The organism is Microcoleus sp. Pol1C5 (assembly GCF_036701115.1).
Classification (GTDB): domain Bacteria; phylum Cyanobacteriota; class Cyanobacteriia; order Cyanobacteriales; family Microcoleaceae; genus Microcoleus.
This window is the reverse complement of record NZ_JAUBQE010000013.1, coordinates 24441-40023: the sequence shown is the minus strand read 5'-3', so window position 1 is coordinate 40023 and position 15583 is coordinate 24441. Positions and strand designations below refer to the sequence as shown.

The following is a 15583-nucleotide window of genomic DNA, read 5'->3' as shown; positions in this document are numbered from 1 at the left end:
CTGTTGCTCCTACTTAGAAAGCGGCATCATGATAACTGTAAGCAACGAGATTTAACCCCAACAAACTTATAAAGTCTTACCAATCTTTGAGGTGACAGATTATGTTGATGCGCTACTGGCAACCATTCACAGAAATTGAAACCATCCGCGAGCAACTCGATAAAGCTTTTGACCAACTGGCAGCAACGAGAGATAACTCAGAAGCCGCTTGGATGCCCGCTCTAGAATTGGTTGATGCTGGGGACAACTTCGTATTAAAAGCGCAACTGCCTGGAATTGACCCCAAAGACGTTGACGTTCAAGTCACCCGCGAAGCAATTTCTATTTCTGGCGAACGCCGCTACGAAAACACAGAAGAAAAATCTGGCTACGTCCGCTCAGAATTCCGCTACGGCAAATTCCACCGGACGCTTCCCTTGCCCGCACACATTCAAAACGACTCTGTGCAAGCTGAATACAAAGATGGCATTCTAACGCTAACCCTGCCCAAAGTAACTGAAGCCCGCAATAAAGTCGTCAAGATTAATTTGGCCGAAATTGCTGGAACTCCAGCAAATCCCGCTTTGGAACAGGCTAACCAATAACGATCGGCTGTGCTTAATCGAGTGAGGCAAATTTTCCCAAATTGAGCCTAATTGGATTTACTTAACAACAACGGAACTGGAAAAGTTGATACCGGGAGCTACACTTGCTCTCGGTATTCTTTATTAGGGAAAGCCGAGCGAAAAACTACCTACAACTGTCCTGCACCCGCCGTGAATTCAGTAACGCTTACAAGGCAGGCTTCTAGTAAATGCAGCAGAGAGCTAGACGAGCAGAATACCCAATCGCGATCCCAGGCTTTGAAATCCCTTAGTCTGCCGTCCCACCCACTTCTGTGGCGAATAAAGAAACTTGGGCTATGTTAGACCACAGGGCGCTTTTACTGTCATCAGAAACTCTGGGGAAAAACGCTTGCGGCTATTGCATCTAATATATCTTGCAGCCGTTCTGCTTCCCGCCTCATAGTGCTACAGCCTCCTCCAAAATGCGATCGCGGATGCGTTCTTTCAACATATCCACGCTCGGCGCTCTCATGAGCCCACGATTGCCAGAAGCGAAACATGAGCTCACTTTTGTTGAGTAAATTACTATGTTACAATCAGCTCCAATCATAATTTAGTTTTAAAATCGGCCTTAACCTCACGCTCAATTCCCTTGCGAGCTGTAGAATAACAATGACTATCAACTTAGCTGGCTATCAATTCGTTGAAACCCTCCACAGCGGGATAAGAACTTCAGTCGATCGCGCTCGGAAGAATTCAGACTTTTCCAGCGTGATCGTCAAAAGGCTAAAGGCTGAGTATCCCACTCTTTCTGACATCACCCGCTTGCGACACGAATATCAAATCCTGCACAGCTTGAACGTAGAAGCGATTGTCAAAGCCATTAGTTTAGAAAGCTATAAAAACGGTTTAGCACTGATATTAGAAGATTCAGGCTCCGAGTCTCTCAACGATTGGATGAAGGGTAAAAAACTCACAACCATTCAATTTATTTCTTTGGGTCTCCAGCTTGTCTCTGCCTTAGCCGAAATCCATAAAAATAACATTATTCATAAAGATGTAAAGCCACAAAATATTATCATCAACCCAGCCACTGAAAAACTTAAAATTATTGATTTTAGCATCGCTTCGCGCTTGGAGCGAGAAAATTCGACGCTCAGCCATCCAGATTTGCTCGAAGGCACACTCGCCTATATGTCGCCCGAACAAACGGGCCGGATGAATCGGTCAATTGACTACCGCACTGATTTTTATTCACTAGGCGTTACCTTCTATGAAATGCTCACAGGCCAGTTGCCCTTTAATTCCACAGACCCGCTGGAATGGGTACACAGCCATATTGCCAAAACACCCATTCCCCCTCACCAGCTAAATCCTGAAATCCCGCCACAAATTTCAGCGATTGCGATGAAGTTATTAGCTAAAAATGCTGAAGACCGCTACCAAAGCACTGAAGGACTAAAATTTGACTTAGAAACTTGCTTGCTCAAACTAGAGGCTAGCGGATATATTTCCAACTTTGTTGTGGGAAGTGCGGATAAAGCAGGGCAATTAAACATACCGCAAAAGCTCTACGGTCGCAACCAAGAAATTGAAAAAATTCTCGAAACTTTCGATCGCGTTGCCAGTGGCACCACCGAATTAATGCTGGTTTCAGGTTATTCCGGGATAGGCAAAACAGTTTTGGTCAATGAAGTTCACAAACCCATTGTGCGGCAACGAGGCTATTTTATTGCGGGTAAATTTGACCAGTTCAAGCGCAATATTCCTTATGCTTCCCTGATTCAAGCATTCCAATCCTTAACTCAGCAACTTCTAACCGAAGGCGAAGTAGAAATCCAAACTTGGAAAGAAAAACTGTTATCCGCTTTAGGCGATAACGGACAAGTCATCATTGATGTTATCCCTGAAGTCGAATTAATTATTGGCAAACAGCCACCCGTAGCAGAACTAGGGGCAACTGAAGCTCAAAACCGTTTCAGTCGCGTCTTTAAACAATTCATTGGCGTATTTACGACTATTGACCATCCCTTAGTTATCTTCCTCGATGACTTGCAGTGGGCGGATTCGGCTTCCTTGAAATTAATTGAATTGCTAATAACTGATTCTGATAGCAAGTATTTATTGCTGATTGGCGCATATCGAGATAACGAAGTTTCTGCAACTCATCCGACGATTCAAACAATTGACAAGATTCGCCAAACTGGTGCGACGGTGAATAATATTGTCCTTCAACCATTACACCTGGTTCATGTCGAAGAGTTAATTGCGGATACTTTAAATGAATCGGGCGGTTCGGAAGCCCTGTCTGTAAAGACGCGAAATTTCGCGTCTCTACTTTTTAATAAAACACAGGGCAATCCTTTCTTCATAAGTCAACTCCTCAAAACTCTCTATCAAGAAGATTTGTTGACTTATGATTTATACTCTGGCGTCTGGCAATGGAATATCGAGCAAATTCAAGCTATCGGTATCACCGATTACAATGTTGTCGAACTGATTGCTAGAAACATACGCAAATTGCCCGAAGATACACAAAAAGTATTAAAATTTGCTGCTTGTATTGGCAACAGTTTTAACTTAGAAGTTTTGGCGATTGTCAATCAGGAATCATCCTTAGTCACGGCAGCACAATTGTGGGCAGCACTGCAAGCTGGGTTGATTTTACCTTTGAGCAATGAATACAAAATTCCCCTCGTATTTAGTCAAGAAGAATCGGGCGGTTTTACCTTAACTGATGTGAAGGTTGACTACAAGTTTTTACATGACCGCGTGCAGCAAGCTGCCTATTCTTTGATTCCAGACGAACAGAAAAAAGAAACCCACTTAAAAATCGGTCAACTGCTGCTGCAAAGTACAACGCCAGAAGACCGAAAAGAAAATATTTTCGCTTTAGTTAACCAACTCAATTATGGTACTGACTTACTTACCAATGAATCCCAAAAATATGAACTAGCCCAATTGAATCTAATTGCAGGTCAGAAAGCGAAAGCTGCTACAGCCCACGATTCCGCCGTCAAATATTTGCAAGTGGGTTTATCTCTGTTAGCGGTAGATAGTTGGGACAATCAATATGAACTGGCATTAAGGCTGCATGAGGAAGCAGCAGAGTCAGCATATTTGAGTGGTGATTTTGACGGAATGCAGAGATTCGTTGAGATAGTACAAAACTGCGCCAAAACGCTATTGGACAAAGTAAAAGTGTACGAAGTCCAGATTCAAGCTTATATGGCGCAGAACAAGCTGCAGGAAGCATTGAATACGGGGCTCGAAGTCTTAAAGCAGTTGGAGGTAGAGTTCCCTGACTCGCCAAACCCATCTGATATTGGGCAGGCGCTGGGGGAAACTGCGGCAATTTTGAGCGGAACTCGAGTTGAGGACTTAATCGAGCTCCCTGAAATGACCGATCCTTATCAATTAGCAGCAATCAGGATTTTGTCAAGTATATTTTCTGCTTGCTATTCTGGAATGCCCGTACTTGTGCCTTTAACAGTGTGCAAACAGGTCGATTTATCCGTTCAATATGGCAATGCTTCTGTGTCTCCCTTTGCGTATGCGGTATATAGTCTTCTTCTTTGCGGGGCGGTAGGAGATATTGAGCGGGGCTATGAGTTCGGCCAATTAGCTTTACGTCTAGTGTCAAAGTTAAATGCCAAAGAAATCGAAGCCAAGACTTGCCACTTAGTGTATGCTGCCGTTCAACATTGGAAAGAACACGTCCGAAATACCTTAGAACCTTTCCTGGCAGCTTTCTCTACTGGACTGGAAACGGGAGATTTAGAATATGCTGGCTATGCCGTCATGGTGTGGAGTCATTACTCGTTTTTTGTTGGCAAGCAACTAATGCAACTCGAACGAGAGATAGCAACTTACACAGATGCAATTCATAAAATCAGCCAAGAAACAGCGCTTAATAATACAAAAATCTGTTGGCAAGCTGTCTTAAACATGATGGGAAGAAGCGAAAATATATGTCAGTTAAAGGGAGAACTATACGACGAAGAGAAAATGATGTCGCTATATCAGCAAACCAACAACCAACTGGCAATTCATTACTTATATTTGCACAAACTTGCGCTTGGTTATGTGTTTGAGAATTATGCGGAAGCTTTAAAAAATATCCCTCAAGTAGAAAGTTCTTTCGGCTCATCTACAGGGCAGCTAACTGTGGTTATTTTCTATTTCTACGATTCTCTAGTACGCCTAGCTGTGTATTCTGAAACTTCGCAGCCCGACCAACAGGACATTCTTAACCGAGTACAAGCTAATCAAGAAAAATTGCAAAAATGGGCGCATTATGCTCCAATGAATCATCTACATAAATTCTATTTAGTAGAGGCAGAAAAAAATCGTGTTTTAGGCGAAACAGTAGAAGCGATCGAGATGTACGACAAAGCGATCGCTCTTGCTAAAGAAAACGAATACATCAACGAAGAAGCACTAGCTCACGAACTCGCTGCTAAATTTTATTTTTCATGGGGTAAAGAAAAGATTGCCCGCACCTACATGACCGATGCTTATTATGCCTATATGCGCTGGGGAGCTTTAGCTAAAGTTAAACATCTAGAAGAAAAATACCCGAAATTAATAGCGCGATCGCCTGCGGTCATGGAAACCCCTTTCGATCCTATGATGACAATTGCTCCTTTTACCATTACAGGCGGTCAACCAGAGTTGCTAGACTTGGCAACTGTAATGAAAGCATCTATTGCCATTTCTAGCGAAATTGTTCTACCTAACTTGCTCACCAAGTTAATGAAAATTTTGATAGAAAACGCAGGCGCTGAAACTGGAGCGCTTATTCTCTCAAAAGAGGGTCAACTTGTTATAGAAGCGGCGGGGACTAAAGATCGAGTCCGAGTGCTGGAATCTTTACCAGTCTCAACTTCTGGACAAGTGCCTATCTCGGTACTTAATTACGTCACCAGAACTCAGAAAAATGTCGTTTTAAATGATTCGGCCCGCGAGGAAATCTTTAACGCCGACCCCTACATTACCCAACACAAACCAAAATCAATTTTGTGTGCGCCTATCCTATCTCAAGGTAAGTTAAGTGCCATCCTGTACCTAGAAAACAACGTAATTGCTGGCGCTTTCACGCCGAAGCGGGTAGAAGTGTTGCGGATGCTATCGGGACAAGCGGCGATCGCCTTAGAAAATGCCAACCTCTATCACACTTTAGAAGTCAAAGTAGAAGAGCGAACCGAGGAATTAAAAGCCAAAAATACGCGCCTCGAAGTAGAAGTTCAAGAGCGACAGCGAGCCGAGCAAGCAGCAGAAGCCGCAAACCGCGCCAAGAGCCAATTTCTCGCCAACATGAGCCACGAACTTCGCACACCGCTCAACGGCATTTTAGGTTATACCCAAATCCTCAAACGAGACATAGATTTAACCAGTCAGCAAATTTCTGGTATTAACATCATTCATCAGTGTGGCGAACACCTCCTAACTCTGATCAATGACGTTCTAGACCTCTCCAAAGTCGAAGCCGGAAAAATGGAACTCTACCTCACCGAGTTTCACCTGTCAGACTTTCTCCAAGGCATTACTGAAATCTGCCAGATTCGCGCCCAACAGAAGGGAATCTCTTTGATTTACGAACCGCTAACTCAACTTCCCACTTGCGTCCAAGCCGATGAAAAAAGGTTGCGGCAAATTCTCATCAACTTACTCGGCAATGCCGTAAAATTCACCGAAAAAGGAGGCGTTACTTTCAAAGTAGACAGACTGGAGACTCAGCAATCTTTGTCATCACCAATCGCCAATTCCCAATCCCTAACAGCGAAATTTATTTTCCAAGTAGAAGATACAGGCATTGGCATCGGGCCGGACGAACTTTCAAAAATATTTTTGCCCTTCGAGCAAGCCAGCGGTTCAGTTCGCCAGATAGAGGGAACAGGATTAGGGCTGGCAATTAGTCGCCAATTAGTGGAGATGATGGGCGGCGAACTGAAAGTACAAAGCTCTTTAGGTAAAGGCAGTATTTTCTGGTTTGAGTTAGAGTTGCCTATTACCGAAACCTGGGAAGGGTATCAAAAAGAACCTGAAAAAATTATCAGGGGTTTCTCAGGCGATCGGCGGAAAATTTTAGTCGTTGACGATCGCTGGGAAAATCGCTCGGTTCTAGTTAATCTTTTAGCTCCCATTGGGTTTGAATTAATGGAGGCAACGGACGGTCAAGACTGCGTGAATAAAGCGCTGTTATTTCAACCGGACTGTATTATAATTGACTTAGTAATGCCAGTGATGGACGGCTTTGAAGCGGTGAGGCAGATCAGAAAAATTCCTCTCTTGAAGGATGTAATCGCGATCGCAACTTCTGCTAGCATTTTATCCGGCGATCCCCACAGCATTTTCCAGGCTGGTTGCAACGCTTTTCTCCTCAAACCTATTCGGGCAGAAAAGTTATTAGAATGCTTGGGCAACCATTTAGGTTTAGAATGGGTTTATGAGGAGCGAACAACTTTCAGTTCAGAAGGTATCTTCACCGATGCCTCTTCCCAAATCCAAGACCAACAACTGATTGCTCCCCCTTCGGAAGAAGTTGCAGTCCTGTTCGATTTAGCCATGAAAGGTGAACTCCTCAGTATTGAGAAGCGAGCCAGCAAGCTGAAGGCAATAGATATGCGTTATGCACCTTTTGTCAATCAGTTGCTTGAATTAACCAAAAACTTTGAAGAAGACAAATTAGTAGAATTTGTTCAACAGTTTAGATGAGGACTAAAAATGACTAGCGAATCTTTAGACAGAGGAACCATTTTAATTGTGGATGATACGCCCACTAATCTGGGTTCAGTATTGGATTTTTTGAGCGCATCTGGCTTCACTGTTTGGGTAGCTCGCAGCGGGTCTAGCGCTATCAAAAAAGTGCAATATTCTCAGCCGGATTTAATTTTGTTGGATGTTCTGATGCCAGAGATGGACGGATTTAAAACCTGTCAACATCTAAAAGCAAATGACTTAACTAAAAATATCCCAGTCATTTTTATGACCGCGCTGGACGATATAGAAAGCAAAGTCAAAGGCTTTAATGTGGGGGGAGTTGATTATATCACTAAGCCCCTTCAACAGGAAGAAGTTTTAGCTCGGGCTATCACACACCTGAATCTGCGAAATCTAACTAAAAAGCTTCAGGCGCAAATTGTCGAGCGCGAGCGAGCGCAAGCCGACCTACAAGTTTTGACACAAGAACTAGAGACGCGAGTAGAACAGCGCACCGCTGAACTTTCCCAAACGAACGAACGCCTCAAGCAGGAGGCTGCTGAACGCAAGCTTGCACAAGCAGCTTTGCAAGCATCGGAAGCGCGAGAGCGGCACAAAGCCCTACAGCTCGAAAATTCCCTGCACGAACTCAAGCAGGTGCAAAGCCAGCTCATTCAAAGCGAAAAAATGTCGGGGCTAGGCCAACTCGTAGCTGGTGTAGCCCATGAAATCAATAATCCAATTAATTTTATTTATGGAAATCTTTCCTATGCTCTGGAATATTCAAAAGCTTTGGTCACTATCATTGACCTCTACCAAAAGCACTATCCCAATCCGGCTCCAGATATACAAGCAGAAATCGCAGCAAGCGAGCTAGATTATCTCAAAGACGACTTGCCTAAAATGTTCAAATCGATGTACTTAGGAGCCGATCGCATCCGCGAAATCGTTTTATCTTTACGCCTCTTCGCACGGCAAGAAGGATATGAAATGAGATCGGTCAACCTTCACGAAGGCATGGACAGCACGCTGATGATTTTACAGAGCCGACTAAAGTTTAAGTCAGACCGCCCCTCGATTGAAGTGGTGCGGGACTATTGCCCAAACCTGCCCGAAGTGGAGTGTTATGGGGGAGAAATGAATCAGGTATTTATGAACGTACTTGCAAATGCGATCGATGCTATTGACGAGTGGAACACGCAGAGATCGCTAGAAGAAATTAAAGCGAATCCTAGCGTGATTCGGATTAGTACAGAAGTAACAAGCAGCAATTGTGTAGCTGTCCGAATTGTAGACAATGGACCGGGGATATCGGAAGATGTTCGTCGCCATGTATTTAACCCGTTTTTTACGACAAAACCCCCCGGTAAGGGCACAGGGATTGGGTTGTCGATTAGCTGGCAAATTGTAGTGGAAAAACACCGGGGAAGCTTGGGGTGTATTTCTGCACCAGGCAGAGGAACAGAGTTTATTATTGAGATTCCGATTCGGCAGGAGTCTCCTGTCTTGTCGCTGTCAGCTTGATGTTCTCCAAAAAAGTTAGTGAATTCATAGGGTTAATTTTTTAAACTACTCCCCAATCTAGCAAGCTTAACAAAAGTTGTGTGGCCGCTGCTTGTCAAGTTTCCTCACCAACGATCGTCATCCCTGGGGTCACAAACTAAAAAACCTAGGGTTCGTGGTGGTTGTGTGCGATCACTGAAGGGGTAACAAGAGAGCTACGAGGTAAAGCGCATAATGGTTTCCGCCCTTATACCTCTCTGATAAAAGCGGCGTTTATGGGGGGATTTACTGGCTAATTATGCAGTCCATTGGTGATATTGTTCCCAGTTTTTAACGCATTTTTCTCCATTTAAATCCACACAAAATGTACTGCATCTTCAGTAAATTATTCCGGCTTCTTTGGGACGACAGACATATTTTTTTCCTGATGTCTGTTGATTTCATCTCCTTGCAGGGTTGACTTTAAATAAGCCAGAGACATCACCAAAATCATTTAGTTCAATCGTTTTCTCTTAATCCAGTGCCTTCTAGATTATAGCCCCCACTTTTACAGTCTCGGAACATTTCTTCAATCCCCATTCTTCTTTTATACGCTTGGATGGCGACGATTAAACTTCCCTGATTCGTCAAGATATACCAAGGCCATTTGGTGTTTTGATTGCGGTAGTTTATTTTCCATTTAGCTGCCACGACAAAATCCTAAAAGTTGCCGGGTTTTACGGATTCTCTTCCCTTGACAATATAAGGCGACTCCCGGTTTAGTTGGTAACTTATCTAATCGCTGCCAAATTTTATTTTCGGCTTCAAGAAAAGTCGCTTTTTTAAACCTTAAACAACATCCGACATTCCTTGTCTGGAGCCAGGTGGCTAAATCTAGGGAACAAAACTCGCGGTCTCCTAGCACCACTATTTGATAATCTTTGAATATTGCTAAAACTGAGGAGAGTACACTTTCTTTTTCCTCCTGGTTACTATTGCTTATGTGCTGCAGTAATATCCAGGCTAAGGGAATGGCTCTTCTTGACAAAATCACGCGGACCATTAGTAAGTTGAGATTTTTCACTGGCTGCGGTCAATCGCTAGGTATAACTTATGTTTCGACTTTTTGGGGACCGATTTCTCTAGGCAATAACTGATGATAGGTCACAATAAGCTACTAATCGTTAAGCTAGGTACATCCAAGAAATTTTTTAACTTTCTGCGTCTTCCTTCACAAGTTATCCAGATTGGAAAAACTCTTGCTATTGTTTCTAGTTTGACTTTTTTTTCGGCTTGAATCATGTTGAGCCAGAAGCAGCAACATCAGCAAGTGCGGGCGGCCCAATTTTTTTTCTAGATGCTCGTGACTAAATTCCATTAGTATTTTTTTGATTTGTGGGTTGACTTGTCACTATAGTACACCCATCTTTTTTGGGGAACCCAGCTCTCATCCCTTCTGTGTCAAGGTTTCAGCTTCCTTGTTAACCCCCAGAAATTGTCTGTTAAAAAGCAATCAAACAATAATTGGGGTGGGCGTCCCGCCCGCGGAGAATATGCAATTTAAATGCGCGACAGCTTAAATGAAATTTTAATAAAATTGAAAAAAGTCAAAAGTAAGAAAGCTTTCAGTAAAAACAAGTTTTTTTACTTTTAGCTTTTGACTTTTGACTTTTAGCACATCGAGTATTCAACTCAAAACTCAACACTCAAAACTCTTAAGGCGCTGCTGCCGCCCTGCGGTTGGCAACAATCAGATTAGCCTGATACTCTGCCGCTTTTTGCTGAGCCTTTTGATAGTTCGGGCTGGTTGACGGTACGGCTCTCATGAGCTTAACCGCTTGCTGCCACTCGCTTGCTACTGCGATCCACTCATTTTGAGACTGAGCCTTCTGGGCCGAAATTGCTGCTTTCTGAGCTGTGTTAACGGCTTCTCTCCAAGAGTCAGGCTTAGGCGCGGCCGCTTTTGGTGCAGGAGAAGCTGGAGCTGGGCTTGCTGGCGCAGCAGCAGTGGGAGCGGGTTTTGGTGCAGGGGAGGCTGCCTGTGGGGTGCCTGGAGATGCGGCTGGAGAGGATACAGCGGCTTTAGAAGGGGGAGATGAGGGTTGGGGGGAGGGGGAAGCAGCTTCGGGGGCGATGGGTTCTGGGTTAGAGTCGCCGAAGGGGAAAGTTTTAGTAAAGAAAAGCCCTGCGATCACCGCCGGTACTAAGATACCCACAGGTATTACCCATTTGGGAAATTGTTTTTTCGGAGGCGGGGCTTGATCTTCGTCTTCGTCTTCGTCTTCCTCGTCGTCATCTCGATCGAATTCTCCTTCTTGATAATAGTCTCCGCCTTCGGGTTCGACATCATCTAAACCTACAGAGTCGTCAGGCATTCCACTATCCAAGGGGTAAGGCATGGGATCGGCAGGCATCAGATCAATTTCATCTTCCCACGCAGGCGATCCGTCACCTGTTCGACGCCCGTAAACTTTTACAGTGTGAATTGATTCGAGTCCCAGCTTCGTCATGCCGGTGCGGATGAAATCGACCAATACCATTTGATCCGGTACTTTGTCTGCCTCCAGAATTATGTGGAGGCAGCCGTTGTCCCGCGTCACATCGGCGTTGATGCCTTTGGGTTTGAGTGTACGGTTGATGCTAGATGCGATCGCGTTTGGATCGCCTTGCTTGAGCAGTTCCCGCGGGTTCTGTTGTGTCATGGGTAGCGCTCTTTTTTTGGGGGGGTGGAGAGCCGGCAAATAATATTAACCGATCGGCGTTCGGCGGACAATATTTATTTACCACATTAACTTCTAATTTGGCATTCTGAGAGTATTTCTAGTATCTATTGACCTTTTGGCCCGCGATCCGGCATCAAGCACATAGCCGCTATCGAAATTTGTTATAAAAATTTACAGTAGGGGGCCGATCCTGTGTCCTGTCGCGCATCAGCGAAACAAGCTAGAAAGTTCTATAACTTTGGTTTGCAGGGTTGAGTTTTCTTCCCGCCCCCTCTTTAAAGAAGCTTCTAAGTCTAGCAGCAAAGGCAAACTTTTTTGTAGTTTTTCTAAGCTGGCGTTCTTGACTTCTTGCCGAAAATAGTATACTCGTTTCGGATTGCCGAGATCTAGAGCTTGAGCAATTTTATCATCGCGATCGCCAGCTTGGATCATTGCCTTTACCCAGAGCCAAATCCGAAACTTACCAGTCAAGCCAGCCACAATCCTCAAACCAGGCTCGCTGCGGCCAGTTAAGCCTGCCAATAAATCTAAAGCCGCGGAGGTATTGCCCTCGCGAATCGCATCGGCTAGCTGGAAGGTATTTTGGGTGTGACAGTGCACCAGTGCCGCAACTTCTTCCGGGTTCAGAGGTTGGCTGCGGTTGCCCGCAAACAGCAGCAATTTTTCGAGTTCGCTGTATAGCTGGCGGGTATCGCTACCAATGGATTGGGCCAAAAGTTCGATCGCTGTGGCGGTCAATTTTACGTTCATTTCGCCGGCGACTTGGCGCACCCGCTGGACTAATTCTTTGTCATTCCAAGGTGGAATCGGTGAAAATTCCCGCACTTGGGCGGACTGGACAAGTAACTTGGTAGACTTGAGCCGGCTGTCGGGTTTTTTGACGGATGTCAGCAGCAGCACGGTGGTAGGGGGAATCACTGGCAGTGTTCGTTCCAATTGCGCTAACAGTTCTGGAGAACACTGCTGCGTAACAGTCGTATTTGCCAGCCAGACAAAACGGCTGCCGGTACCGAAGGGAGGCGTTAAGGCTCGATCGAGCCCTTCGACCACAGTGTCGGGTCGATCGGCAATAATCTTGTCATAGTTAAAACTAGCCCAGTTGGGGTCGAGGACTGTTTGGCGCAAACTTGTCACAGCCTGCGCCATCGCAAAGTCGTCTTCCCCCCAAAACAGGTAAATGTGCATGAAAAACGCTCACTAGCCCAAAAAATCAGAGTTGCACGCGAGGCTTGTCCAACATATCCTGAATTGGGCTGTTGGAAGCCCGCGCCATAATATAAAATTTGGTGTGGGAGTATGTCACCGCGAGGAAATCAAGATTGGATGATACTTATCAAGCTTACGTAAATCGGGTGGCGCGAATGACGCTGCTGGACTCTTACAAGTCCCAGGTGGAACACATTCAGGAATCTCCAAAATTTAAGCCGGACGAAGCTGGTCACAGAGATCCTGTACCTTTTCCGGGTTATTCGGTGATTACGCCGCCGGCTGGCGAAGATGCAGAAAATGCTGCACTTTATAGTAATTTGCACTCGATCCAACAACGGCTATTGCATGAAATAGCGGACGGTGCGATCGTGGCACTGCCTCCTGATAGCTTCCATTTAACCGTAGCCGATTTGATTTGGAGCAGCGCTTTTCGAGATGCCTCTGATAAAAATCCCGAATTTGAGGAGCAACTGCGCTCGCGCATGGCCGATCGTTTTGCCGCCTGCAAACCCTTGGCGGGGGGCCCTCCCATTCGCTGGATAGTGCTGGGGTTGATGGTGATGACTAGAGCTGTGGGTGTTTGTTTAGCACCGACGGACGAAAACTCTTACAAGCAAATTCTGGAGTTTCGCCGATCGATCTATCAAAATCCCGATTTAATGGCTTTGGGAATTGAACAGCAATATCATTTTACGGCACACATTACTCTGGCTTATTTTGGGGACGTTGGGCCGAACCTTGACCGCGATCGCTTGTGCGCTTTGCTGTCAGAGTTAAACGAGCAATGGCTGGACACGCCGCAAGAACTGTCCGTACACCGAGTGGAACTGCGGAAGTTTGACGACATGACAACCTACCTCCGGCAACCGGACTGGCCTGTTTTTGAGTTTTAACGAAGGAAGAGGGAAGAGGGAAGAAGGAAGAAGGAAGAAGGAAGAAGGAAGAGGGAAGATTTTTTCCCATCTCCCACTCTCCCAATCTCCCACTCTCTCGCCCCCTCTCCCCCTCTCCCCTGTGACAATAGTCAGGATATTGCCTATTAAATGCTTTAATTATTTTTGTTTGACAGTAAAGTCAAGGAAAAAATTTATGAAAAACCAGGAAAAATCAGTAATTCTGGTTTTTTACTTTTTGCTTAAAAAGTGACAGTACACGTTGTTGGTATAGGTTTAGATGGAGCTGCTGGGCTGAGCGAATCGGCGCGGCAGGTTGTAGAAATGGCCGCTCTGCTAATAGGGAGCGAGCGCCATTTGAGCTATTTTCCCCAGCACGACGGAGAGCGCTGGGCGTTGGAAGATTTGACCGAAGCAATTCTGGAAATTCGGCGCTGGTGGGCGACTGAACCCGAATTAGAATCCTCTGCGGGGACAGTGGAACCCCCTGATCGACCGATCGTAATTTTAGTGGCCGGCGACCCGCTGTTCTACGGCTGGGGAAAGTTGTTAATTTCCCAATTGCCGCCAGAAAAATTGACTTTTCACCCCCATGTCAGTTCTGTGCAGTTGGCTTTTAATCGCTTGAGAATCCCTTGGCAAGATGCTCATTCTGTAGGCTCTCAAGGACGCTATTTTGAGGAGCTGACGGCGAAGCTGAAGCTCGGTGTGGAGAAGATTGCGGTGCTGGCGGACGAAGCTCACACTCCGGCTGTACTGGCAAGTTTGGTGAAAGCTCTAGATTTGCCGACACGCTACGAGTTTTGGGTGTGCGAAAATTTGGGGGCGACCCAGGAACGGGTAAGCCGCAAGTCCCTGGAAGATTTGCTGAGAGAGTCTTTTGCACCGCTGAGCGTGGTTGTGATGCTGCGGGAGTCCCCGCCGAAGGCAGAACCTTTGGATCTGGAAAAGTTGCCTTTGTTGGGAATACCGGATGCAGCTTTTATCGGTTGTGGCGACAAGCCGGGTTTGACGGTTGAACGGGAAGTGCGGGTGTTGGTGCTGGGACAATTGGCTTTGCAACCGGGACAAGTTGTCTGGGATGTGGGTGCTGGTAACGGTTCTGTGTCGATCGAAATTGCTCGTTTATTCCCGCAATCAGAGGTGTACGCGATCGAAAAAACGGTTTCTGGTACTTCTGCGATCGAGTTCAACTACGGCCGTTTTGGGCTGCAAAATGTGTTCTCGATTTACGGAACCGCCCCTGAAATTTTGCACCGCTTGCGTCCTCCGCACCGGATTTTTATCGGCGGCAGTGGCGGAGGGTTGACTAAAATTTTGGGCGTTTGCGCGCTGCGGCTGCTTCCTGGAGGCTCGATAGTCCTGGCTTTGGATGCTTTTGAAGATATTGCTACTGTTTTGAGCTGGATGGGCGATCGGGTGCGCCGGGAACCGCACTGGAGTTACCGAATCGTGCAAGTGCAATTGTCGCGTTCTGTGGCTGGGGGGAATTCAACTCGTTTTGATGCGTTGCGGCCAGTTTCGATTGTGACGATCGATCGACACTTGAATTAATGTCTGATTTTTAACCGCAGATTAACGCAGATTAACGTTAATAGGATTTAGGCATAGTCTATTTGTAGGGTGCAATAAGAGTAGCTTACCGCTACAAATTGGTTATACCAAATCCACAATTTCAGCGTGCATCTAACCTACTGTGTGAAGGCAATTCTTAACTATAACGTAAAAATTGTAAAACTTAAATTTCGTTTTAATAAGGATTATAGGGAAAACTCTCCTCCTTAAGTAGTAACCTCCCACTGATGTTTTTAGATCAAGCCAAGCCAATATAAAAACACAGTTTATTCACCTCAAATAGTGCAATGTCTAATTTAAATATTCATGTTACCGACCCAGAACTGGCTCGTTGCTATGTCGATCGAATCTTAGTCGGAAATGCGTTCGCCTTCATCGATTCCCAACCATCCAAAAATTATGATAATTATCAAATTTCACTAGAAAACTTTTACGGTCCACCGCAACGGCGCAC

At 45.4% G+C, this 15583-nt stretch carries 8 protein-coding genes; 5 read left to right on the top strand and 3 right to left on the bottom strand.

Translation table 11 applies throughout. From position 1 onward, the window contains the following. The first annotated feature begins 101 nt into the window (after nt 1-101). From QUA23_RS09650 to QUA23_RS09640, 3 genes are all read left to right on the top strand, one after another. On the top strand, nt 102-584 hold the full coding sequence (locus tag QUA23_RS09650; RefSeq protein WP_333075576.1) for an Hsp20/alpha crystallin family protein: 483 nt from the start codon (nt 102-104) through the stop codon (nt 582-584). A 633-nt stretch (nt 585-1217) separates the two neighbouring features. Beyond that, complete coding sequence (locus QUA23_RS09645) at nt 1218-7262, top strand: AAA family ATPase (RefSeq protein WP_333075577.1); 6045 nt, start codon at nt 1218-1220, stop codon at nt 7260-7262. A 9-nt stretch (nt 7263-7271) separates the two neighbouring features. Then, entirely contained in the window at nt 7272-8771 is a 1500-nt protein-coding gene (locus QUA23_RS09640) for a response regulator (protein WP_333075578.1), read from the top strand. A 477-nt stretch (nt 8772-9248) separates the two neighbouring features. On the opposite strand, the gene QUA23_RS09635 is transcribed toward QUA23_RS09640, so the two are convergent. The 3 genes from QUA23_RS09635 to holA all read right to left on the bottom strand — a co-directional run bounded on the left by QUA23_RS09635 (nt 9249) and on the right by holA (nt 12637). Further along, entirely contained in the window at nt 9249-9440 is a 192-nt protein-coding gene (locus QUA23_RS09635) for a hypothetical protein (protein WP_333093859.1), read from the bottom strand. A 1004-nt stretch (nt 9441-10444) separates the two neighbouring features. Continuing rightward, nucleotides 10445-11431: a hypothetical protein gene (locus QUA23_RS09630; protein WP_333075580.1), complete on the bottom strand. Its 987-nt coding sequence runs from the start codon at nt 11429-11431 to the stop codon at nt 10445-10447. A gap of 228 nt (nt 11432-11659) precedes the next feature. Further along, nucleotides 11660-12637 carry a DNA polymerase III subunit delta gene (gene holA / locus QUA23_RS09625; protein ID WP_333075581.1) on the bottom strand — a complete coding sequence of 326 codons (978 nt, stop codon included), beginning with the start codon at nt 12635-12637 and terminating at the stop codon, nt 11660-11662. Nucleotides 12638-12813: 176 nt separating this feature from the next. On the opposite strand from holA, the gene QUA23_RS09620 reads away from it, so the two are divergent. Continuing rightward, nucleotides 12814-13554: a DUF1868 domain-containing protein gene (locus QUA23_RS09620; protein ID WP_333071611.1), complete on the top strand. Its 741-nt coding sequence runs from the start codon at nt 12814-12816 to the stop codon at nt 13552-13554. 249 nt (nt 13555-13803) lie between these two features. Then, nucleotides 13804-15108, top strand: coding sequence for a precorrin-6y C5,15-methyltransferase (decarboxylating) subunit CbiE (gene cbiE, locus QUA23_RS09615; protein WP_333075583.1), 1305 nt, complete (start codon nt 13804-13806; stop codon nt 15106-15108). The last annotated feature ends 475 nt before the right edge of the window (nt 15109-15583 follow it).

Excerpts from the sequence above, each read along its gene's own strand:
- QUA23_RS09645 (WP_333075577.1), top strand. The coding sequence starts at position 1,218 with ATGACTATCAACTTAGCTGGCTATCAATTCGTTGAAACCCTCCACAGC.
- holA (WP_333075581.1), bottom strand. The coding sequence starts at position 12,637 with ATGCACATTTACCTGTTTTGGGGGGAAGACGACTTTGCGATGGCGCAG.
- QUA23_RS09640 (WP_333075578.1), top strand. The coding sequence starts at position 7,272 with ATGACTAGCGAATCTTTAGACAGAGGAACCATTTTAATTGTGGATGAT.
- QUA23_RS09620 (WP_333071611.1), top strand. The coding sequence starts at position 12,814 with ATGACGCTGCTGGACTCTTACAAGTCCCAGGTGGAACACATTCAGGAA.
- QUA23_RS09630 (WP_333075580.1), bottom strand. The coding sequence starts at position 11,431 with ATGACACAACAGAACCCGCGGGAACTGCTCAAGCAAGGCGATCCAAAC.
- QUA23_RS09650 (WP_333075576.1), top strand. The coding sequence starts at position 102 with ATGTTGATGCGCTACTGGCAACCATTCACAGAAATTGAAACCATCCGC.